The 19738-nt window shown below is 63.2% G+C and carries 23 protein-coding genes and 1 pseudogene; 14 read left to right on the top strand and 10 right to left on the bottom strand.

The genetic code is table 11. The features are described 5' to 3' along the window. Positions 1 to 147: 147 nt before the first annotated feature. Entirely contained in the window at positions 148 to 783 is a 636-nt protein-coding gene (locus EN955_RS15190; protein ID WP_013532569.1) for an HD family hydrolase, read from the bottom strand. Next, positions 783 to 1643, bottom strand: coding sequence for a folate-binding protein YgfZ (locus EN955_RS15185; protein WP_024503057.1), 861 nt, complete (start codon positions 1641 to 1643; stop codon positions 783 to 785). The genes EN955_RS15190 and EN955_RS15185 overlap by 1 nt, the downstream gene beginning before the upstream one ends. A 75-nt stretch (positions 1644 to 1718) precedes the next feature. On the opposite strand from EN955_RS15185, the gene EN955_RS15180 reads away from it, so the two are divergent. Then, a complete protein-coding gene (locus tag EN955_RS15180; protein ID WP_245492839.1) occupies positions 1719 to 3122 on the top strand; it encodes a dihydroorotase in 1404 nt (467 codons plus the stop codon). Here EN955_RS15180 and EN955_RS15175 read toward each other — a convergent pair. The 4 genes from EN955_RS15175 to EN955_RS15160 form a co-directional block, all read right to left on the bottom strand. Then, positions 3085 to 3870: a hypothetical protein gene (locus tag EN955_RS15175; RefSeq protein WP_024503055.1), complete on the bottom strand. Its 786-nt coding sequence runs from the start codon at positions 3868 to 3870 to the stop codon at positions 3085 to 3087. The two genes, EN955_RS15180 and EN955_RS15175, sit on opposite strands and share 38 nt — an antisense overlap. A 70-nt stretch (positions 3871 to 3940) precedes the next feature. Beyond that, positions 3941 to 4198 carry a hypothetical protein gene (locus tag EN955_RS15170; RefSeq protein ID WP_008874920.1) on the bottom strand — a complete coding sequence of 86 codons (258 nt, stop codon included), beginning with the start codon at positions 4196 to 4198 and terminating at the stop codon, positions 3941 to 3943. Positions 4199 to 4656: 458 nt separating this feature from the next. Beyond that, positions 4657 to 5034 (bottom strand): TIGR02301 family protein, encoded by a 378-nt coding sequence (locus tag EN955_RS15165; RefSeq protein ID WP_013532565.1) that lies wholly within the window; start codon positions 5032 to 5034, stop codon positions 4657 to 4659. Between the two features lie 81 nt (positions 5035 to 5115). After that, positions 5116 to 5550 carry an NUDIX hydrolase gene (locus tag EN955_RS15160; RefSeq protein WP_024503054.1) on the bottom strand — a complete coding sequence of 145 codons (435 nt, stop codon included), beginning with the start codon at positions 5548 to 5550 and terminating at the stop codon, positions 5116 to 5118. 128 nt (positions 5551 to 5678) lie between these two features. On the opposite strand from EN955_RS15160, the gene EN955_RS15155 reads away from it, so the two are divergent. Next, positions 5679 to 6440 carry an SOS response-associated peptidase gene (locus EN955_RS15155; RefSeq protein ID WP_013532563.1) on the top strand — a complete coding sequence of 254 codons (762 nt, stop codon included), beginning with the start codon at positions 5679 to 5681 and terminating at the stop codon, positions 6438 to 6440. A gap of 61 nt (positions 6441 to 6501) precedes the next feature. On the opposite strand, the gene EN955_RS15150 is transcribed toward EN955_RS15155, so the two are convergent. Then, entirely contained in the window at positions 6502 to 6657 is a 156-nt protein-coding gene (locus EN955_RS15150; protein WP_013532562.1) for a hypothetical protein, read from the bottom strand. Between the two features lie 390 nt (positions 6658 to 7047). On the opposite strand from EN955_RS15150, the gene cysS reads away from it, so the two are divergent. The 8 genes from cysS to EN955_RS15110 all read left to right on the top strand — a co-directional run bounded on the left by cysS (position 7048) and on the right by EN955_RS15110 (position 14116). Continuing rightward, a complete protein-coding gene (gene cysS, locus EN955_RS15145; RefSeq protein WP_024503053.1) occupies positions 7048 to 8484 on the top strand; it encodes a cysteine--tRNA ligase in 1437 nt (478 codons plus the stop codon). Then, positions 8481 to 8867, top strand: a complete 387-nt coding sequence (locus EN955_RS15140) for a VOC family protein (protein ID WP_013532560.1) — start codon at positions 8481 to 8483, stop codon at positions 8865 to 8867. The genes cysS and EN955_RS15140 overlap by 4 nt, the downstream gene beginning before the upstream one ends. A 6-nt stretch (positions 8868 to 8873) precedes the next feature. Then, the gene (locus EN955_RS15135) at positions 8874 to 9365 is read left to right on the top strand and encodes a GFA family protein (protein WP_013532559.1); all 492 of its coding nucleotides are present in this window, start codon (positions 8874 to 8876) and stop codon (positions 9363 to 9365) included. Next, complete coding sequence (locus EN955_RS15130) at positions 9362 to 9838, top strand: GFA family protein (protein ID WP_013532558.1); 477 nt, start codon at positions 9362 to 9364, stop codon at positions 9836 to 9838. Before EN955_RS15135 ends, EN955_RS15130 begins: the two co-directional genes overlap by 4 nt. Continuing rightward, a complete protein-coding gene (gene pip / locus EN955_RS15125; protein ID WP_024503052.1) occupies positions 9835 to 10791 on the top strand; it encodes a prolyl aminopeptidase in 957 nt (318 codons plus the stop codon). The genes EN955_RS15130 and pip overlap by 4 nt, the downstream gene beginning before the upstream one ends. After that, positions 10788 to 12410 carry a citramalate synthase gene (gene cimA / locus EN955_RS15120; RefSeq protein ID WP_196815395.1) on the top strand — a complete coding sequence of 541 codons (1623 nt, stop codon included), beginning with the start codon at positions 10788 to 10790 and terminating at the stop codon, positions 12408 to 12410. Before pip ends, cimA begins: the two co-directional genes overlap by 4 nt. A gap of 83 nt (positions 12411 to 12493) precedes the next feature. Beyond that, entirely contained in the window at positions 12494 to 13420 is a 927-nt protein-coding gene (gene rarD / locus EN955_RS15115) for an EamA family transporter RarD (RefSeq protein ID WP_024503050.1), read from the top strand. Positions 13421 to 13429: 9 nt separating this feature from the next. Beyond that, on the top strand, positions 13430 to 14116 hold the full coding sequence (locus EN955_RS15110) for a glutathione S-transferase family protein (protein WP_024503049.1): 687 nt from the start codon (positions 13430 to 13432) through the stop codon (positions 14114 to 14116). 16 nt (positions 14117 to 14132) lie between these two features. Here EN955_RS15110 and EN955_RS15105 read toward each other — a convergent pair whose 3' ends face one another. Next, positions 14133 to 15131 (bottom strand): transporter, encoded by a 999-nt coding sequence (locus tag EN955_RS15105; protein WP_024503048.1) that lies wholly within the window; start codon positions 15129 to 15131, stop codon positions 14133 to 14135. A 174-nt stretch (positions 15132 to 15305) separates the two neighbouring features. Further along, positions 15306 to 15596 (bottom strand): muconolactone Delta-isomerase family protein, encoded by a 291-nt coding sequence (locus tag EN955_RS15100; RefSeq protein WP_013532552.1) that lies wholly within the window; start codon positions 15594 to 15596, stop codon positions 15306 to 15308. A 110-nt stretch (positions 15597 to 15706) separates the two neighbouring features. On the opposite strand from EN955_RS15100, the gene EN955_RS15095 reads away from it, so the two are divergent. Then, positions 15707 to 16615 carry a LysR substrate-binding domain-containing protein gene (locus EN955_RS15095; protein WP_024503047.1) on the top strand — a complete coding sequence of 303 codons (909 nt, stop codon included), beginning with the start codon at positions 15707 to 15709 and terminating at the stop codon, positions 16613 to 16615. Between the two features lie 90 nt (positions 16616 to 16705). On the opposite strand, the gene EN955_RS15090 is transcribed toward EN955_RS15095, so the two are convergent. Continuing rightward, positions 16706 to 17317 (bottom strand): TIGR00730 family Rossman fold protein, encoded by a 612-nt coding sequence (locus tag EN955_RS15090; protein ID WP_013532550.1) that lies wholly within the window; start codon positions 17315 to 17317, stop codon positions 16706 to 16708. 125 nt (positions 17318 to 17442) lie between these two features. On the opposite strand from EN955_RS15090, the gene EN955_RS15085 reads away from it, so the two are divergent. The 3 genes and pseudogenes from EN955_RS15085 to EN955_RS15075 all read left to right on the top strand — a co-directional run. Further along, entirely contained in the window at positions 17443 to 18900 is a 1458-nt protein-coding gene (locus EN955_RS15085) for a LysM peptidoglycan-binding domain-containing protein (RefSeq protein ID WP_024504337.1), read from the top strand. Positions 18901 to 19171: 271 nt separating this feature from the next. Beyond that, positions 19172 to 19504 carry a metalloregulator ArsR/SmtB family transcription factor gene (locus EN955_RS15080; RefSeq protein ID WP_013532548.1) on the top strand — a complete coding sequence of 111 codons (333 nt, stop codon included), beginning with the start codon at positions 19172 to 19174 and terminating at the stop codon, positions 19502 to 19504. 21 nt (positions 19505 to 19525) lie between these two features. After that, positions 19526 to 19738, top strand: a pseudogene (locus tag EN955_RS15075) (metal ABC transporter permease); the annotation flags it as partial.

The raw sequence follows: 19738 nt of genomic DNA, 5'->3' as shown, positions 1-19738 counted from the left end.
TGATCGAACAAGCTACTGTGGTCGCCGCTGGTTAATTTAGCGTTTTAATGCATGTCGCCCAAAAGTGACCTCGGTTTTGGGGGAATGACATGCATAAAGACAAAGACCTAAAGCGCGTCGCGTGAATCCGTTTCAGCGCGACGCGCTTTAGCCGATTGCGGTCGCCGAAACCTGATGCCGCGACGTCTCGATCGCCGAAAACCGTTTCAGAAACGCGTTCTGCGCCCAGGTCACCGAACGTGGCGTGAAATCGAAGCGGTCGGCATTGAAGCCGCGCGGACGGCCGAAGAACTCGGTCGCCTCGGCGGTCGAAAAGCCGGCGAGCAGCGTTGCCTCGAAATAGGCGGCGATCTGGTCGGCGCGCTTGATCTCCTTGCGCAGCGCAGCACTTGGTTCCGGAGGCAGCGAGAAGCGCAGATGGATGGCGCGCTGCAGCCGTAACTCACAATCCTTGTAGCTGCCGCCCATCACCGATTTGAACGGCGAGATCATGTCGCCGATGACATATTCGGGGGCGTCGTGCAGCAGGGCCGCCAGCCGGGCGTCGGCCGAAGCCTCGGGCACCAGGTCGCAGAACAGCGCTTCGACCAGCAGCGAGTGCTGGGCGACCGAAAACGCATGCTCGCCGCTGGTCTGGCCGTTCCAGCGGGCAACGCGGGCGAGCCCGTGCGCAATGTCCGAAATCTCGATGTCGAGCGGCGAGGGGTCGAGCAAATCGAGCCGGCGGCCCGACAGCATGCGCTGCCAGGCGCGTGCCGGCGCGCCGACGCGGTCGGCCGCCATCAGGCCTCCTCCGCGCTGACGGCTTCCTGCGGGAAGGCAAATTTTGCCCAACCGGGAATGGCTAGCGTTACCGGAACGTCCCCGGCCATGATCGGCTGGCCGGCATCGAGCGCCGCCTTGACCCGGTCGATGCGCGCAATGGCCAGACCGGTCGTGTCTACGGTCGAGCCGAGCGTGCCAACCGGCCTGCCTGCGACGGTCAGTTCGGTGCCGGGCGCGGGCAGGGGCCTGTCGGCCGATGCAATCAGCACGCGCCGCCTGGCCGTGCCGCGATGCTGCATGCGCGAGACGACCTCCTGGCCGACATAGCAGCCCTTCTTGAAGCCGATGCCGCCGGTTTCGTCCAGCAGCACATCGTGGGGGAAGGCGTCTCCGAGTTGGTAGTCGCTGCCGCTTTCGGCAATACCGCCGACAATGCGGAAGGCTTGCCACGCGGCAAGATCGCCGCGCTCATCCGTTTCGCCATAGGAACGCGTGACGGCACCCTTCGGAAAGCGTGTGTCGGCGGCCGCCGTTGAATCAGATTGTGAGGGTGTTGATTCATGTCCCCACGCGACGGTGACAAACGCCTGATCGGATTTGGCAATCTCGACCTTGGCGCGCAGTTTGTAGAGCGTCAGCCGGCGTACGAAATCGTCCGATATGTCGGCACGGCATTCGAGCCGGAATGCATTCTCGCCGGTGCGGGAGATCAGGAAATCGAACAGGATCTTGCCTTGCGGCGTCAGCAGCGCACCGGGTTTGGCTTCGCCGGGAGCCAGGATGTCGAGATCGGTGGTCAGGATGTTCTGCAAAAAATGCTCGGCATCCGGACCTGATACGGAAATGAGGGCGCGGTCTTTGAGCTGGGCACAGGGCATGGGCGGAAAAGCAACCTGATCTTGCAAAATGGTCGGCCTTTACGTAAGCCGCTGGCACTCCCCCCGCAAGAGAGCATGGCCATGATCTACGACCTCATCCTGACAGGCGGCACAGTGGTCAACCATGACGGCGAAGGGGCTCGCGACATCGGCGTGAAGGACGGGCGCATCGCTGCCATCGGCGATCTCCGCCAGGCCTCGGCCGGCGAGACGATCGACTGCCGCGGCCTACATATCCTGCCGGGTGTCGTCGACAGCCAGGTGCATTTTCGCGAGCCGGGACTGGAGCACAAGGAAGATTTGGAAACGGGTTCGCGCGCTGCCGTGCTTGGCGGCGTCACCGCCGTGTTCGAGATGCCCAACACCAATCCGCTGACCACCAGCGAGGCAACGCTTGCCGACAAGGTCCGGCGCGGCACGGGGCGCATGCATTGCGATTTCGCCTTCTGGGTCGGCGGCACCCGCGAGAATGCCGGGGATGTCGGCGAGCTTGAGCGGCTGCCGGGTGCGGCCGGGATCAAGGTTTTCATGGGCTCGTCCACTGGCGACCTGCTGGTCGAGGATGACGAGGGCGTGGCGTCGATCCTGAGAAACACGCGCCGGCGCGCCGCCTTTCATTCGGAAGACGAATTCCGGCTGCGCGAGCGCCTTGGCGAACGCATCGAAGGCGACCCGGCATCGCACCCTGTCTGGCGCGACGAGATCGCCGCCTTGCGCTGTACCGAACGGCTGGTACGCATTGCGCGAAACGCCCGTGCCCGCATCCATGTTCTACACATCTCGACCGCCGAGGAGATTGTGTTCCTCGAACAACACAAGGATGTCGCGACCTGCGAGGCGACGCCACATCATTTGACGCTGAGCGCCGACGACTATCTCAGGCTTGGCACGCTGATCCAGATGACCCCGCCGGTGCGCGCCGCGCGCCATCGCGATGGCGTCTGGCATGGCATTGCGCAAGGCATCGTCGATGTGCTCGGCTCCGACCACGCGCCGCACACGCTGGCCGAGAAGGCAAAGTCCTATCCGGCCTCACCGTCGGGGATGACCGGCGTGCAGACGCTGGTGCCGATCATGCTCGACCACGTCAATGCCGGCCGGCTGACCTTGCAGCGCTTTGTCGACCTGTCTAGCCACGGCCCGCAGCGGATCTTCGGCATGGCGAGAAAGGGCCGCATCGCTGCCGGCTACGACGCCGACTTCACCATCGTCGATATGAAGCGGCGCCAGACCATCACCAATGCGCAGGCCGGCTCGAAAGCCGGCTGGACGCCTTATGACGGGAGAGAAGTGGTCGGCTGGCCGGTCGGCACCGTCATTCGCGGCCGCCGCGTGATGTGGGAAGGCGAGATCGCCACGCCAAGCCAGGGTAGGGCGGTGGAGTTTTCTGAGGCATTTGCCCCGCTAGGCTCCCCACCCCCGTGGGTGGGAAGAGCCGCTCTCAATCCCCGGCGACGAAAAATGACCATTGTCCGCTAGGGGTGATACCGACGCGATAGAAAATATAGGCGCCGAACTGCTTCATGTCGTCGAAATCACCAGCGGTGACGATCTTGAACAGTTCGACCCGCTGCTTGGCGTCCAGCTTGTCCAGCGGTAGGGCGAAGAAATACGGCCACACATAGAGCTCTTGTGGCGTGCCGGCATCGAGGTGGACGTAGCCGGCATCAAGCACCTCCTCCAGGATGGCCAGGATTTCCTGGCCGTCCGGGTCGCCCGAGAGGCCCTTGAGGAAAGCGACGGCATCGCCATCAATGTCGGTTAGGGACAATTGCGTTGTGTTGTCGCCCGTGCCGATCAACGGCCGCAACTTTTCGATATCGCCGCCCTTGCAGGCTTCGACGATCAAATCATGCATGCGCCGCACTGGTTCCGGCAGCTTGCCGAGATCGTAGATGACCTCGGGCACCGGCGTGTCCGGATCGACGCGTGGCCTGGTCACGCCGCCATCCGCCGGACTGTCCGGCTCGGCTTCGGCAGGAGCAGTCGGCTGCCTAGACGGCGGCGGCGTCCCGACCGGGTTGGGCATTGGCACGGTGCTTCCGGGGGGCGACATGTCGTCGGCCGGCGGCGTGACCGTCGGGGGGAGCTCTTCGCGCTTGATTTCGCTCAGCGCATAGGCGGGGCTGCTCGCGAGACACACAACCAGGGGAATCGCGGCACAGCAAGCGGCGAAAGAGATGCGAAGGACCAAGCCACGCGGCTTGCCTGACATCGAAAAACTCACTGCCCGTTTCTCCCTGCTTACGGGCATGACGCCCGAGCGGCATATTGCCGTCAAAGAACCGGACGTCGGTTCAGTGCCGCAGCCGTTCAGGTTCGAAGGCGCCAGCAATCACCTTTTCACGCATACGGTCGAGCAGGGCAAGGGCCGAGGTCTCGCCATTGGCACGCAACATCTCGCCGAAGGCTGTTTCGAGCGCTGCTTCGGCAATGATCTCGGGCTCTATCCCGGCGGAGAGACCTTCCGCCCAGGCCTCGCTGTGGCTTTCCACGGCGGTCAAGCGTTTTTCTTCCCTGACCAGCGCGTCGATGTCGTTGACACCATGTTCCATAAGCGAATGTCCACCCTTTCAAGCTGCGATCCATTGATGTGGATCAGGCCTGATCTGTTCATTTCACACGCAGGGACAATTAAGTATTTGTAAATACGACATTTTTTTGATCGTCTTTTACAAAGCCCGATTGCCTTGTGCGAAGCTGCGTTCAGTTCGAGTCAAACTTAGCCGATTGGGGCGGCCTGCGGGGCGAAAACCTTCAGTTTGAGTTAATTCCGCTTTCGCGCGGTAAGGTTTCGTTAATACTGTTGCAGAAGTGCAACATGAGGATTGCACCAAGATATCGCCTGGCACAAGCCGATATATCGGCTGTACCCAGCAATGGTTCGGATAGTTGTCGATGAGCGAGTGCCTAAAGCGCGCCGCGTTTGAACGGATTCAGGCGAGGCGCTTTAGGTTTTCGTTTTTATGCGTGTCGTTCTCCCAAAACCGCAGCCACTTTTGGGCGACATGCATTAGTTGCCGTAACGCGAGGCGATGTCGCGAGACAGCGTCTCGCCTTCCTTCATGTAGCGGCTGATGGCTTCGGTCGCCGAGGGCGTGCACCTCGTATAGGTGCCGCCGAAGGAGCGGTAGCCGCGATTGAAGCTGGCAATGAAGCGGGCGCGCCGCTCGGCGTCCGGATTTTCCGAATCGAGCAGTTTTGTCATCTCGACACGCCACTGGTCGCCCTTTTCGCCGCACAGATTGCGCAGGAAATGCAGCGAGCCCAGAACCTCCGCCAGCCGCATCAACCCGGGCTCGAACGGCGACTCGGCGCTGAGCGCGGGCCGTATCGAAACGGTCGCGCCGACCGCAAGACACACGGCGAGGAGCATGGATGGACGATTCATAAGCCTTCTCTACCAGCTGCGTGGCTCTGCTAAACAGCATAAGTCTTTGTGGCGAAACAATTTGTGGCCCGCAAGTTGATTTCAGGACAGCAGTCCGGCGTTTCCGCCGGGGGCCAACAAGTCTTCGGCGACCGCGAATACCGAGCCTGCCAGCGGCAGCGCCGCCATCTCGCTGAGCGTATAGAAGGCCGCCGTCTCCGCATCGTCGCTGGCCACGGCCTCGCCGCCGGCATAGGCGGCGCCGAAGACTGTGAGGAGATAATCGACCGGGTGGCTGTCATCCCGGCCGTCGATGTGGATTTCCCGCAGCGGGCGATAATTTGTGGCACGCAAACCGGTTTCTTCCTGAAGTTCGCGCTCTGCCGCTGCCTCCAGCGTCTCACCAGGCTCGACCTTGCCGCCCGGAAAGGCATAGAGCCCTTGCGACGGTTGCCGGGCTCGCTTGACCAGAAGCACGGTGTCTGCCCGCACGACGGCGACCGAGACTGCCGGAAGTATTTTGCGCGCTTCGTTCATGGATTCCCAATCAGGCTGAAGGCCGGTCAGTTGTGGACCGGCCAGCGTGGACAAGTTTTAGCGGTTGCGCAACGCCGGTTCCATCGCCACTTTCAGAAACCGAACCTTTCGAAGGGCACCAATCGACCATGTGCGGACGTTTCGCCTTGACCGCGACGCCGGATCAGACCGCTGCCTTTCTGGACGTGGCGGGGCTTGAGGATTTCCCGGCGCGCTACAACATCGCCCCGACGCAGCCGATCCTGATGGCGGTCGCCGGCCCTCCGCAGGCGCCGGGCTCCAATCTGCCGGACCGGCAGCCAATGCTGGTGCGCTGGGGGCTGATCCCGACCTGGGTGAAGGATACACGCGAGTTTCCGCTGCTGTTCAACGCCCGCTCCGAAGGGGCTGCCGAAAAGGCGTCGTTCAAGGCCGCCATGCGCCATCGCCGCGCTTTGGTGCCGGCGTCCGGCTTTTATGAATGGCGGCAAACCGGTGGCAAGAAGGGGCAGCCTTACTGGATACGCCCCAGGCATGGCGGGTTGGTTGCCTTCGCCGGGCTGATCGAGACCTATGCCGAGCCGGGCGGTTCGGAAATGGACACCGGCGCCATCCTGACCATCAACGCCAATGCCGACATCGCGCATATCCACGACCGCATGCCGGTGGTGATCGATCCCAGGGATTTCGCACGTTGGCTGGATTGCCGCACGCTCGAACCGCGCGATGTCGCCGATCTGTTGCGACCGGCACAGCTCGATTTCTTCGAGGCAATTCCGGTCTCCGACCTCGTCAACAAGGTCGCCAACACCGGACCGGAGATTCAGGAGCGGGGCGAGATCGGGCCGGAGCCCGAGAAGGTCAAGCGCCAGAAGTCCGGCGCGGACGACAGTCAGATGACGTTGTTCTAGCAGAGGGCGCGCGCGTCGGCGCCTTCATTTCTGGCGCCATTGGCGCCGGTCGCACATCCCTTCAGGCAGCGCGGGGCGAAACGATCTTCTGCGCCGGCTTTTTCTTCTTGGCGGTATGGAGAAGGGCGGCGACGATCGCGGCCGGGCCGATTGCGCGATAGTGGTTGGCCAGCGCCGGCTGCTTGGCGCGGTTGGCTTCCTGCTTGGTTCGGGGCATGTCTCTCTTCCCTGGTAACATTTTCGTGTCTGCGTTTGATGGCCGATTCTGACCAAATCGTGACGCCTGCTGATCTAGCCGGCGAATGTTTCATGACTGTGCCGACATGTTTAATAAAATGTTTCAGTGCATCATTACCTGTGACCCAGCGGCGGTTTTGCCGAAACTTGCGACTTGACGGCAACACAAGCCAAGGCGATAAAGCCGCCCATGAAAACGTCTTTCGCCATTTGTGGCATTTGCATTATTGGCTAGCCTCGCGCTGGTCCGGACGTTTTCGCCTCATCTCTCCCCAGATTGGACAAACGCCCCGGCCAGCAGGCTGGAGCCTGATTTGCGTTCGCGCAGGGCTGGCTTCGTCGAATTGAGTTCTGAACCGGGAAGGCACGAATGTCCGACGCATCGCAGGGCCTGCGCCTCTACAACACGCTGACGCGGACGAAAGAGGATTTCGTCCCGATCGATCCGCTGAACGTGCGCATGTATGTCTGCGGCCCGACCGTCTACGACTTTGCTCATATCGGCAATGCCAGGCCGGTGATCGTCTTCGACGTGCTGTTCCGCTTGCTGCGCCATCTCTATAGGCAGACGCACGTCACCTATGTGCGCAACATCACCGACGTAGACGACAAGATCAATGCGCGCGCTTTGCGCGATTTCGGCGGCGAGATCGCTTCCGGCACGCTGTCGTTGAATGAGGCGATCAGGCGGGTCACCGAAAAGACCGCCGGCCAGTTCCACAGCGACGTGGCGGTTCTCGGCTGCCTGGAGCCGACGGTCGAGCCGCGCGCCACCGAATTCGTCGAGCCCCGTGCCGACGGCAAGGTCGACATGATCACCTTGATTCAAAGCCTGATCGAACGCGGCCATGCCTATGTTGCTGCGGGCGAAGTCCTGTTCGACACGGCGTCGATGCCCGACTACGGCCAGCTGTCGAAGCGCAATCTCGACGAGCAGCAGGCCGGTGCTCGCGTCGCCGTCGACGCGCATAAGAAAAATCCCGGCGATTTTGTCCTCTGGAAGTTGTCGTCACCGGAGGAGCCGGGCTGGAATTCGCCATGGGGCAGGGGTCGGCCGGGCTGGCACATCGAGTGCTCGGCGATGTCGGCCGCCTATCTCGGCGAGGTCTTCGACATCCATGGCGGCGGCCTCGACCTGATCTTCCCGCACCATGAAAACGAGATCGCCCAGTCGCGTTGCGCCCATGGCACCGAAATGATGGCCAACATCTGGATGCACAACGGCTTCCTGCAGGTCGAAGGGCAGAAAATGTCGAAGAGCCTCGGCAACTTCTACTCGATCAACGAACTCCTGGAGACCGAGACCTTCGGCGGCCGCAAATGGCCGGGCGAGGTGCTGCGGCTGGCGATGCTGATGACGCATTATCGCGAGCCGATCGACTTTTCCGTGCGCAAGCTGGAAGAGGCCGAGAACACCCTGCGAAAATGGAAGCGGGGGGCCGACCTCGCGCCGACGGCGGCGGGACAGGTGCCCGTGGAGATCATCGACGCCTTGTCGGACGATCTCGCCACCTATGCCACCTTCCAGATCCTGACCCAGTTGGCCGGCGAGGCAGTGGACGGCAACGATGCCGCTGCATCGCTGAAGGCGTCGCTGCTGTTCCTCGGCTTCGACGTCGCGTCGGCGAAGGTTGATGAAGGCCACGTCGCCAAGGCCATCGCCAAGCGTCTCGCGTTCATCGCCGCCAAGAACTGGGCCGAAGCCGACCGCATCCGCGACGACCTGCTGGCCCAGGGGATACAGTTGAAGGACGGCAAGGATCCGGTCACAGGCGAACGCATCACCACCTGGGAGGTAAAAAGATGATCGATCATCTCGGCATCAACGTTGCCGATTTCGACGCTTCGAAGGCTTTCTATGACAAGGCGATGGCGCCGCTTGGTGCCGCGCTGTTGTATATGGTGCCGCTGGAGTACACCGGCGGTAAAAAGGTCGGTGGCTACGGTCGCGATCGGCCGGTATTCTGGCTGCAGGAAGGCAAGGATGGTCAGAAGGCCCATCAGCACGTCGCCTTCACCGCGCGCAGCCGCGCCGAGGTCGAAGCCTTCTATGCTGCGGCGCTTGCCGCCGGCGGCAAGGACAATGGCGGGCCGGGCCTGCGCCCGCACTATCACCCGGACTACTATGGCGCCTTCGTCCTCGATCCCGACGGCAACAACGTCGAGGCCGTCTGCCATGCGCCGGAGTGATCAGCGATGAGCCTCGACAACCGACCGATCTACACCGGCGGCTGCCAGTGCGGCGCGGTGCGCTTTCGCGTTGAAGGCGCTTTGGGCGACGCTTCGGTCTGCCATTGCCGCATGTGCCAGAAGGCGTTCGGCGCGTTCTACGCGCCGCTGGTTTCGGTGCGTGGCGCCAGACTCGACTGGACGCGCGGCGAGCCGAAATACTTCCGTTCGTCCAACCATGTCGATCGCGGTTTTTGCGCCGATTGCGGCACGCCGCTGACCTTCACCGCGCCGGACGGGGTTGGCCTCGCCATCGGTGCGTTCGACAATCCAGCGGAGATCGTGCCGCTGATTCAATGGGGGATCGAGGCAAAGCTGCCCTATGTCGACTCGATCCCGCAATTGCCGGGCGAGGACACCATGGCCGACATGTCGTCGGCCTCCTATCTGGCCGATCTCGTTTCCTACCAGCACCCCGATCACGACACCGAACAATGGCCGCCAAAGGAAAGATCATGACCGATCAGGTAAGAACCGGCGGCTGCCAGTGTGGCGCCGTGCGCTTCCGCGTTCATGGAGCGCTCGGCCGTCCGTCCATCTGCCATTGCCGCATGTGCCAGAAGCAGTTCGGCTCGTTCTTCGGCGCGCTGGTCACGGTGCCCAGAGATGGCGTCGAATGGACCCATGAAGAGCCGAGTTATTTCCAGTCGTCGGTCAACATCGATCGTGGTTTCTGCGCCCGCTGCGGCACGCCGCTGACATATCGGCAGCCCGGCGGGCTGGAAATCGCGATCGGTGCCTTCGACGACCGTTCGGACCTGGCACCGCAGATCCAGGTCAACTATGCCGCGCGGTTGCCCTGGGTGGAGACGATCTTCGATCAGCCCGTCCACCAGGATCCTGATTATTACAACAGGCAGGAATCCATCATCTCCTTCCAGCACCCAGACCATGAAACGCCGGACTGGCCGACCAAAGGTTTACAACTATGAGCAGTCAATTGCGTACGCTTTATCCCGAGATCGAGGCGTTCGATTCCGGCATGCTCGATGTCGGCGACGGCCACCAGGTCTACTGGGAGCGTTCCGGCACCAAAGGCGCCAAGCCGGCGGTGTTCCTGCATGGCGGGCCGGGCGGCACCATTTCGCCAAAACACCGGCGGCTGTTCGACCCGAAGCTCTACGATGTCATCCTGTTCGACCAGCGTGGCTGCGGAAAATCGACGCCCAACGCCTCGCTCGAAGCCAATACGACATGGCACCTGGTCGCCGACATCGAACGGCTGCGCGAAATGGCCGGCTTCGACAAATGGCTGGTGTTCGGCGGCTCCTGGGGGTCGACGCTTGCGCTCGCCTACGCCGAGACCCATCCAGAACGCGTCAGCGAACTGGTGGTGCGCGGCATCTACACGCTGACGCGTGCGGAACTGGAATGGTACTATCAGTTCGGCGTCTCGGAAATGTTCCCGGACAAATGGGAGCGCTTCCTGGCGCCGATCCCGGAGGCCGAGCGCAGCGACATGATGGCCGCCTATCGCAAGCGGCTGGTCGGCACGGATCGCAAGGCGCAGATCGAGGCGGCCCGCGCCTGGAGCCTGTGGGAAGGCGAAACGATCACGCTGTTACCCGAGCCGGAGACAAGCGGTCCGTTTGGGCAGGACGACTATGCCGTCGCGTTCGCCCGCATCGAGAACCACTATTTCGTCCATGCCGGCTGGCTGGAAGAGGGACAATTGCTGCGCGACGCGCACAGGCTGAGCGACATCCCCGGCACCATCGTCCATGGCCGCTACGACATGCCATGCCCGGCGCGCTATGCCTGGGCGCTGCACAAGGCCTGGCCAAAGGCGGATTTCCATCTGATCGAGGGCGCCGGCCATGCTTATTCGGAGCCGGGTATCCTCGACCGGCTGATCCGCGCGACGGACAAGTTTGCAGGCAAATGACCATGACCCGCGAGCGCCTCTATCTCTTCGACACCACATTGCGCGATGGCCAGCAGACGCCGGGCATCGACTTTTCCGTCGAGGACAAGATCGCCATCGCAAAACTGCTTGACGCTTTTGGCCTCGACTATGTCGAAGGCGGCTATCCCGGCGCCAACCCGACCGACACCGCCTTCTTCCAGGAGAAGCGCACGGAGCGCGCCAAATTCGTCGCCTTCGGCATGACCAAGCGGGCAGGGGTGTCGGCGTCCAACGATCCCGGCCTTGCGTCACTTGTGCAATCGAAGTCGGATGCCATCTGCTTCGTCGCCAAGAGCTGGGACTACCACGTCCGTGTCGCGCTCGGCTGCACCAATGAGGAGAACCTCGACGCCATCAAGGCCTCCGTCGAGGCGGCGATCGCCGCCGGCAAGGAGGCATTGGTCGACTGCGAGCATTTCTTCGATGGCATCAAGGCCAATCCCGACTACGCGCTGGCCTGCGCCAGGACCGCCTATGATGCCGGGGCGCGCTGGGTGGTGCTGTGCGACACCAATGGCGGCACGCAGCCATCGGAAGTCCGCGCCATCGTCGAGAAGGTTATTTCGTCGGGTATTTCAGGCGATCATCTCGGTATCCATGCCCATGACGACACCGGCCAGGCCGTGGCGAATTCCCTCGCCGCTGTCGAGGCTGGCGTGCGCCAGATCCAGGGCACGCTCAACGGCATCGGGGAGCGCTGCGGCAACGCCAATTTGATCTCGATCGTGCCGACGCTGGCGCTAAAGCCGGCCTTCGCCGATCGTTTCGAAACTGGCATTTCGGCTGAGGCGTTGACAGGCATTTCCAGGTTGTCGCGCGCATTTGACGAACTCCTGAACCGAGCGCCAGAGGCGCAAGCGCCCTATGTCGGCGCTTCCGCCTTCGCCACCAAGGCGGGTATCCACGCATCCGCACTGGCCAAGGAGCCGGCGACCTATGAGCACGTCCCCCCCGAAACCGTCGGCAACCGCCGCCGTGTCATGGTCTCGGACCAGGGCGGCAAGGCCAATTTCCTCGCCGAGCTGAGGCGACGCGGCATCGAGGTGCCGAAGGACGATCACCGGCTCGACGCGCTGATATCCGTGGTCAAGGAGCGCGAGGCCGAGGGCTACGCCTATGAAGGCGCCGATGCCAGCTTCGAACTCCTCGCCCGCAAGATGCTGCACGGCCTGCCGGAATTCTTCAACGTCACCTCGTTCCGCTGCATGGTCGAGCGCCGCTTCGACGCCAACGGCCAGTTGAAGACGGTCTCCGAAGCGATCGTCAAGGTGGTGGTCGATGGCGAGGAGAAGATGTCGGTGGCCGAGGGGCATGGCCCGGTCAACGCGCTCGACATCGCGCTGCGCAAGGACCTCGGCAAATTCCAGGGCGAGATCGCCGACATGGAGCTGGCCGACTTCAAGGTGCGTATCCTCAATGGCGGTACCGAGGCGATCACCCGCGTTCTGATCGAATCGCATGACGGCACCGGCGCACGCTGGTGGACGGTGGGAGTTTCCGAGAACATCATAGACGCCTCGTTCCAGGCGCTGATGGATTCCATCGTCTACAAGCTGATGAAGAACCGCGAGATGGCCGGACTGGTGGCCGCCGAATAGGGTTGAACCATCAGCGAAAGTCCATTGATCCATCAGAACTTTGCGATGGTCTTGCCAAGGTGACTGGGCCATAGCGTTGGCCCATGGCCACTGAAGCAATTACCCTGGATGCAGAGTCCAAGGCCCGGCGCGGCTTTCTGCTGGCGCTCGGCGCCTATCTGCTATGGGGATTGCTGCCCTTCTACATGAAGGCGGTCGCTCATCTGCCGCTCGCGGAAGTCATTGCCCATCGCATCGTCTGGTCGGTGCCGATCGCCGCCGCCGTTCTGATCTGGGCCGGCCGCACGGCGGATTTCAAGGCGGCGCTGCGTTCGCCACGCACCATCGCCATGGCCGCGCTGACGGCGGCGCTGATCTCGGTCAACTGGGGCATCTATGTCTGGGCGATCGCGGTCGACCGCACCGTCGAAACCGCGCTCGGCTACTACATCAATCCCCTGGTCAGCGTCGTTGTCGGCGCGCTGCTGCTCGGCGAGCGGCTCGACCGGCTGCAGATCGCGGCGGTGGTGCTGGCGGCCGTCGCCGTCGCCGTGCTGACCATCGAAGGCGGCAAGCTGCCCTGGGTGTCGCTGGCGTTGGCGTTTTCCTTCGCCGCCTACGGCTTCTTCCGCAAGACGCTGCCGATCGGCCCGAGCCAGGGATTTTTGCTCGAAGTCCTTCTGCTGTCGGTGCCGGCACTTGGCTACATCGTCTATCTCATCGCAACCGGACAGGACCACATCGTATCCAGCAGTGGCACGGATACGGCGTTGCTGATCGGCTGCGGTCCAGTCACATCGGTGCCGTTGTTGCTGTTCGCCTTCGGCGCCAAGCTGCTGCGGCTGTCAACCATCGGCATCATGCAATATATCGCGCCGACCATGGTGTTCCTGATCGCCGTTCTGATCTTCGACGAGCCTTTCGGCACCATCCAGGCCATCGCCTTTGCGCTGATCTGGGCGGCTTTGGCGGTCTATTCCTGGTCGATGTTGACGACAGCGCGACGCGCCGCGCCGCAGCCCGTACGGTAAGGGGGTTCGATGTACCTGCTGCATATCGCCAACAAAAATTATTCCTCATGGTCGCTGCGGCCCTGGGTGCTGATGCGCGCGCTGGATATCCCATTCGAGGAGCGGCTGACGCCATTCCCGACCGGATCGAGCTGGGATCTGTACCGTTCCTTCTCGCCGAGCGGCCGCGTGCCGTGCCTGGTCGACGACGGCTGGGCGGTCTGGGATTCGCTGGCCATCGTCGAATATCTGGCAGAACGCCACCATGGCGTGTGGCCCGTCGAAGCCAAGGCGCGCGCCTGGGCGCGCTCGGCCGCCGCCGAGATGCATTCGAGCTTCACCGCATTGCGCAGCGCCTGTCCGATGAGTTGCGGCGTGCGGGTAGAGCCGTTTCCGATGTCCGATGCGCTGAAGCAGGACCTCTTTCGCCTCGGCGACCTCTGGAATGATGGTCTTGCTCGTTTCGGCGGACCATTTCTGGCGGGCGCTCATTTCACCGCAGTAGATGCTTTCTTTGCCCCGGTGGCGTTCCGCGCACAGTCTTATGGGCTCTCCTTCGAGGGTGCGGCTGCAGCGTATCCGGCGCAGTTGCTTGCTCTGCCGGCGATGCGCGAATGGCATGCGGCTGGGCTTGCCGAGACCTGGCGCGAGCCCGATCACGAAGCGGAAGTGGCCGCCGCCGGCACCATCATCGAGGATCTTCGCGTCACTGCGTGAAAGCTGCCGGCGGGTGCTACATCTGTCCGAGCCGCCTGACAAAGAGATAGGTCGCGCCCGCGATCACCATCGACACAGCCGTCACCACCCAAAAGCCCATTGGCGTGTCGACCAGCGGCAGGCCCCCAACGTTCATGCCGAACAGGCCTGAGATGATGGTCATCGGCAACAGCACCGCCGTCATTACCGACAGGACGTACAGCAGCCGGTTCGACTGCGTCGTCAGCTTTGCCATAAGCTCGTCCTGCAATAGCCGGGCGCGCGCCTGCAACTGCTCGCCGTCATAGTGCAGCGTCTGCGCCCGGTGTGAAAGGCGCGCGGCCATGTCGTTGATGCTGTCTGGCAGGTCGTTGCGGTGCGAATGATCAAGGTGACGGAACAGATTGGTCAGCGTCGCCATCTGCCTGTGGATCACCACCAGATGCCGGCGCGCGTCGACCAGGGATTGCCGTTCATTGTGCCATGCGTCGCAGACGATACGGTCTTCGATGCCGTCGAGACTGTCGCCGAGTGCCGCGAGTTCCGCCACCATGCCATCGAACGACTGGCCGACGACAGCCTCGATCAACTCGGCTGGCGAGCGGAACTTGCGCGATCCATTCTCGATCGCCTTGCGGATGTTGTCGACCGACTGCAGCGGTTGCTTGCGGGCGCCGACCAGCATCGTGTCATTGAGCGCGAAGCGGAAATGGCCAAGCCCGCCCGCTTCCGCCGAATAGTCATGGCGCAGGTCCGGCAGATCGCCATAGAGCCAGTCGTCCTCGAGGTCGATGTGGCAGCCATGGCTGGCGGACAGGAAAGCTTCACGCACCGGTGCCGGCAAAGCCCGATCGGCGCCGATTTCGTGACGGGCCCGCATGTCGGAAAGCTGGTAGCTGCGCCATGTCCAGTGCGCGGCGGCGGCGTCCCTGGTTCGCACGCCCTCAGCGGTGAAGTGATAGATGAAGAACAGTCCGTGCTCGTCGGGCAGGTAGGGCGACAGATCGGTGCCTTCCGGGGCGAGAGTGATGTCCATGGGCGGTGCCAGATGCATGTTCCGAAGATGGCGCCGCACGGCGGCTGCCTGATACTGATTCCTAGCACGCGCGAAGCCGGTTTCGTGTGACGGTTTCTTGACAGCCGATCACAGTCTGTCGATCCCCCGTGTCAATCTGGGGGTGACGCCTTCGTCACCCCCGGATGTGCCCTGTCAGTGCTTCGGGCCGAAGCCGGGGTAGGGCTTGAGGGGCACGATTGCGGCAATGTCCATCATGCCGGCCTTGACCAACGGCAAGGTGGCGAGGTGGCCGCGAACCTCAGCATCATCAGCAGCCTCGAGCATCATGCCGCTGCCCGGGATGTCGCCTCGGTTCCACACCTGACGTACCGCCCCTTCGGCGTAGAGCGTGCGCCGCTGTTCGGCTTCGCCGGGCAGAAGTGGAGCGAAATCGGCATCGGTAAATTTTTCGGTGTTGCGAGCGAGAAGGGCAAAGAACTGCATGGCGGTCTCCTTTGGTTGGGATGGGCGATTATCGCTTTTGGCTGGTCAGACAGTCCAAGACTGATTAGGCTAAAGTTGAGACCCAAAAGGACTTGAGCCTTGGAGGAGAAATGTTCGACCTGCGCCAGCTCCGCTATTTCGTCACGGTCGCCGAAACCGGAAATGTCGGGCGCGCAGCCGAAATGCTGCATATTTCCCAATCGCCACTCAGCCGGCAGATCATCCAGCTCGAGGAGCAGTTGGGTGTTTCCCTCTTTGAGAGGTCGAAGCAGCGGGTCCATCTCAACGCCGAGGGCCGCGCCTTCCTCCCCGAGGCCCGCGCGCTGCTGTCCAATGCGCGACGTGTGGAGGAGTTCGGCCGCAACCTGGCCAGCGGTGCCGTCGGCCGGCTCGCCATCGGTTATGTCGAAGGGGCCGTTCATGCCGGGCTTGTCGCCGGGATGCTGCGCCAGTTCCGTCGCGACCGGCCGGATTTCCACCTGCAGCTGAGAAGCCTGCGTTCGGCGGCGCAGTTGGAAGGGCTACGGCAGCGGTCGCTGGATCTGGGCTTTGTCTACTCGTCGCCACCCGATGATGATCCGGATGTCGCCGCCATGGCGCTGCGGCATGAGCCGCTGGTGCTGGCGATCCCCGAAGATGACCCACTCGTTGAAGTGCCAGAGATCGGGCCGCACCATCTTGACGGTCGCACCTGGATCACCGTCGTGCGCCAGCCGGACGACACCAATCGCGGCCAGTTCCTTGCCGCCTGCGCCAAAGCCGGCTTCTTGCCCGACATCGCCTATGAGACGGCGGACCCGCTGACCTCGCTCGGCCTTGTCAGCGCGGGTCTCGGCCTGGCGACGGTGCAAGCCAGCCTGCGTGCCGCCGCGCCGCCGCGGATCGTGTTTCGCGACCTGCCGTGGTTCGACCGCACGGTTTCACTCCATCTCGCTTGGCGGCGTCATGACCGGCGCGCGGTGATTGCCGATTTGCGGCAGGCTGCGGCGGAAGAGGGGAGTAGGGGAGTAGGGCAGTAGGGCAGTAGGGCAGTAGGGCAGTAGGGCAGAGACCTCCAGGCAATTCACTTGTTGTCACATATTGCCCTACTGCCCTACTGCCTTATTCCCCTACATCTTATCGATCACCGACTGCACGCCCTCGGTCGGGGCGTCGACGGACGATCCGGCTACCATGATGGCGGCGACGATCGCTTCGGGGTCGTCGACGACCAGCGGCTTGACCCGCTGCGCGGTGTGGATGAAGCCTTCGGCGGCCATGTGATCGAGCAGCGCCAGCATCGGATCCCAAAATCCTTTGACATTGGCGAAGACGATCGGCTTGCGATGATGGCCAAGTTGTCCCCAGGTCATGATCTCGACGATCTCCTCGACCGTGCCGATGCCGCCCGGCAGTGCCACAAAGGCGTCGGATTTCTCGAACATCTTGTGCTTGCGCTCGTGCATGTTGTCGGTGATCAAGAGTTCATCGAGCCGGTCAAGCGCTGTTTCGCTCGCCTCCTTGTTGATCAGGAAGCGCGGAATGATGCCCGTCACCTTGCCGCCGGCCTTGAGCGCGCCTTCGGCGACAGCGCCCATGATGCCTTTGGTGCCGCCGCCATAGACCAGCCGCAATCCCGCTTTGGCAATTGAGCGCCCGAGCAGGTGTCCGGCCTTGATATAGATTTCATCGCGGCCCGGAGACGAGCCGCAATAGACGCAGACGGATCGAATCGTGTTCATGTCGATGATTGGTGATTGGGTCTGAAAGCGCGGTCAAGCCCCAAGGGTTAACAGCCTGGGCTTTTTCTTGTCGGTATTGCTAAAACAGGCTAGACCGGCGTTAGGTGGCTAAGGGGTAGGGAAATATGGCAATTAATCCACTGAAGGCGTTCCTGTTCGCGGCGGGTGGGACCGTTGCGGCCGCGGGAACCGCCTATGTAGCGGGCGCACTCGACCCGTATCTCAATCCCACGCCGCCGGCGCAAGTGGCGGCGCAGACGCCGCCCGCAGCGGCAAAATCGGCCGATCCCGGCACCGAAGCGCGGCTGCCCGCCGCTGAAGTCCCGGCGGCTCCCGCCGCAGTGCCCCAGGCAACGGCACCCGCCGCACCGGCCGCGGACGCGGCGGCGCCTGCTGCGACCGGTCCGGTCGCACCGTCCTTCGATGTCGTGCGCGTCGAAAGCAATGGCTCGATTGTCGTCGCCGGCAATGCGGCACCCAACGCCAAGGTCGAAATCCTCAATGGCTCGACGGTGCTTGGCTCGACGGTCGCTGGTCCCGATGGCGCCTTCGTTATCATTCTCGATGATCCGCTGAAGCCCGGCGATTATACGATCGCGCTGCGCGCGACCACCGGTGACGTCGTAACGCCCTCGGTGCAGACCGCCGTCGTTTCGGTTCCCAAGGATGCGGCCGGCCAGGTGCTGGCCATGGTCGAGGAGCCGGGCAAGCCGGCCGAATTGCTGACCGTTCCCGCACCCGAGACAAAGCCGGCTGCTCCGGCCGCCGCGCCGGCTGCTCCCACAGCCGAAGCCCCCGCAACCGCTCCGGCGCCAGCCGCCCCAGCGCCAGCCGTGGTCGACGCGACACCGGCTCCTGCAGCGCCGGCGACGCCGCCCGTTGCAGGCGTGACCGAGCCCAAGATCGTCGTCGAGGCGGTCGAGATCGACGGCAGCAAGATCTTTGTCGCCGGCCTCGCCGATGCCGGCCGCAAGGTGCGCGCGTATGCCAACGACATCCTGCTCGGTGACGCGCAAACTTCGACGGACGGTCATTTCCTGGTCGAGGCGACGCGCGACATTCCGGTCGGCAGCTACACAATCCATGTCGACGGCCTCGATGCCGACGGTGTGACAGTTGTGGCCCGCGCGGCCGTACCGTTCGAGCGTGAGCCCGGCGAAGCGATCGCCGCCGTGGCACCCTCGGCGCCGAAGCCCGTTCAGCCCAAGCCGGCCGCACCTACCACCGCCGAGGCACCGGCCGCGGCCACGACGCCTGCTCCCGCCACCGAGGCTCCGGCCGTCATGGCGGAGGCGACGCCGCCAAGCGATGTGCCCGAGACGGTGGCGCCCAAGCTTGAACATGCCGACGGCGCCGTCATCATCCGCCGCAACGACACGCTGTGGCGGATCTCGCGGCGCGTCTATGGCCACGGCGTACGCTTCTCGACCATCTACCTCGCCAACCAGGACCAGATCAGTGATCCCGACCGCATCTGGCCGGGCCAGGTGTTCAAGGTCCCGGAAAAGTCGAAGGAAGGCGAAGCCGCCGACCTCAAGGCCATGGGCGAGCAGGCAACGACAGCGCCCGCCAAGACGGAGTAGGGTTTGAGCGCCGACGGTTGAGCGCAATCTCCCCTTGTGGGAGATGCCCGGCAGGGCAGAGGAGGGCGCTGTCTCGCCAGCCTGTCGGCCAAATCCGGTCGAGCTACCTTACGGCTGCTCGTAATGCTTTGATCGTGGAAAGTCGCGATCCTTCGCGCCCCTCTCTGTCCTGCCGGACATCTCTCCCACGAGGGGGAGATTGGCGGTTCCGGCGCTCTGCCCATAGGGTTAGCTTGCCCCGTGCCCGTTCATCGTCTATCGCCGATGAACGATGGCAGAATCCCTGATGGAAACAAACGCATCATGCGGCGGTCCGGACAGCCGTGCGGTCGCCGCCCGACTTGCAGCGCTTTCCCATCCGGCGCGGATCGAAATCCTGAAACACCTATCGACGAGCAGTTCCTGCTGCTGCCGCGAGGTCGTCGACCGCTTAGATCTGGCGCAGTCCACCGTGTCACAACATCTGAAAATACTGGTCGAAGCCGGGCTGGTTCGCTTCGAGCCCGATCGCCAGCGCTCGCGCTATGCGATCGACCATGCCGCGCTCGCCGATGTCTCCGCATCGGTGGCCGCTCTCGTCAATTCCTGCTGCTCCGGCCGCTGAAATAAGAAGAAGGCACAAGAAATGGCCGAAAAAACCGTCTCCGACTCCTCGACTTTCAAGACGCTGCTCAATTTGTGGCCTTACATGTGGCCAGCGGATCGCGCCGATCTGAGAGCCCGGGTCACATGGGCGACGCTGTTGCTGGTCGTCGCCAAGCTGACGCTGGTCGCCGGTCCCTATTTCTTCAAATGGGCGACCGACGCGCTGGCCGGCGACGCCAAATCGGCGCCGCCG

Origin of the sequence: Mesorhizobium sp. M7A.F.Ca.CA.001.04.2.1 (genome assembly GCF_003998485.1) — a bacterium.
GTDB lineage: Bacteria > Pseudomonadota > Alphaproteobacteria > Rhizobiales > Rhizobiaceae > Mesorhizobium > Mesorhizobium ciceri.
The sequence above is the reverse complement of the archived record's forward strand: the minus strand, read 5'-3'. Positions and strand labels throughout refer to the sequence as shown.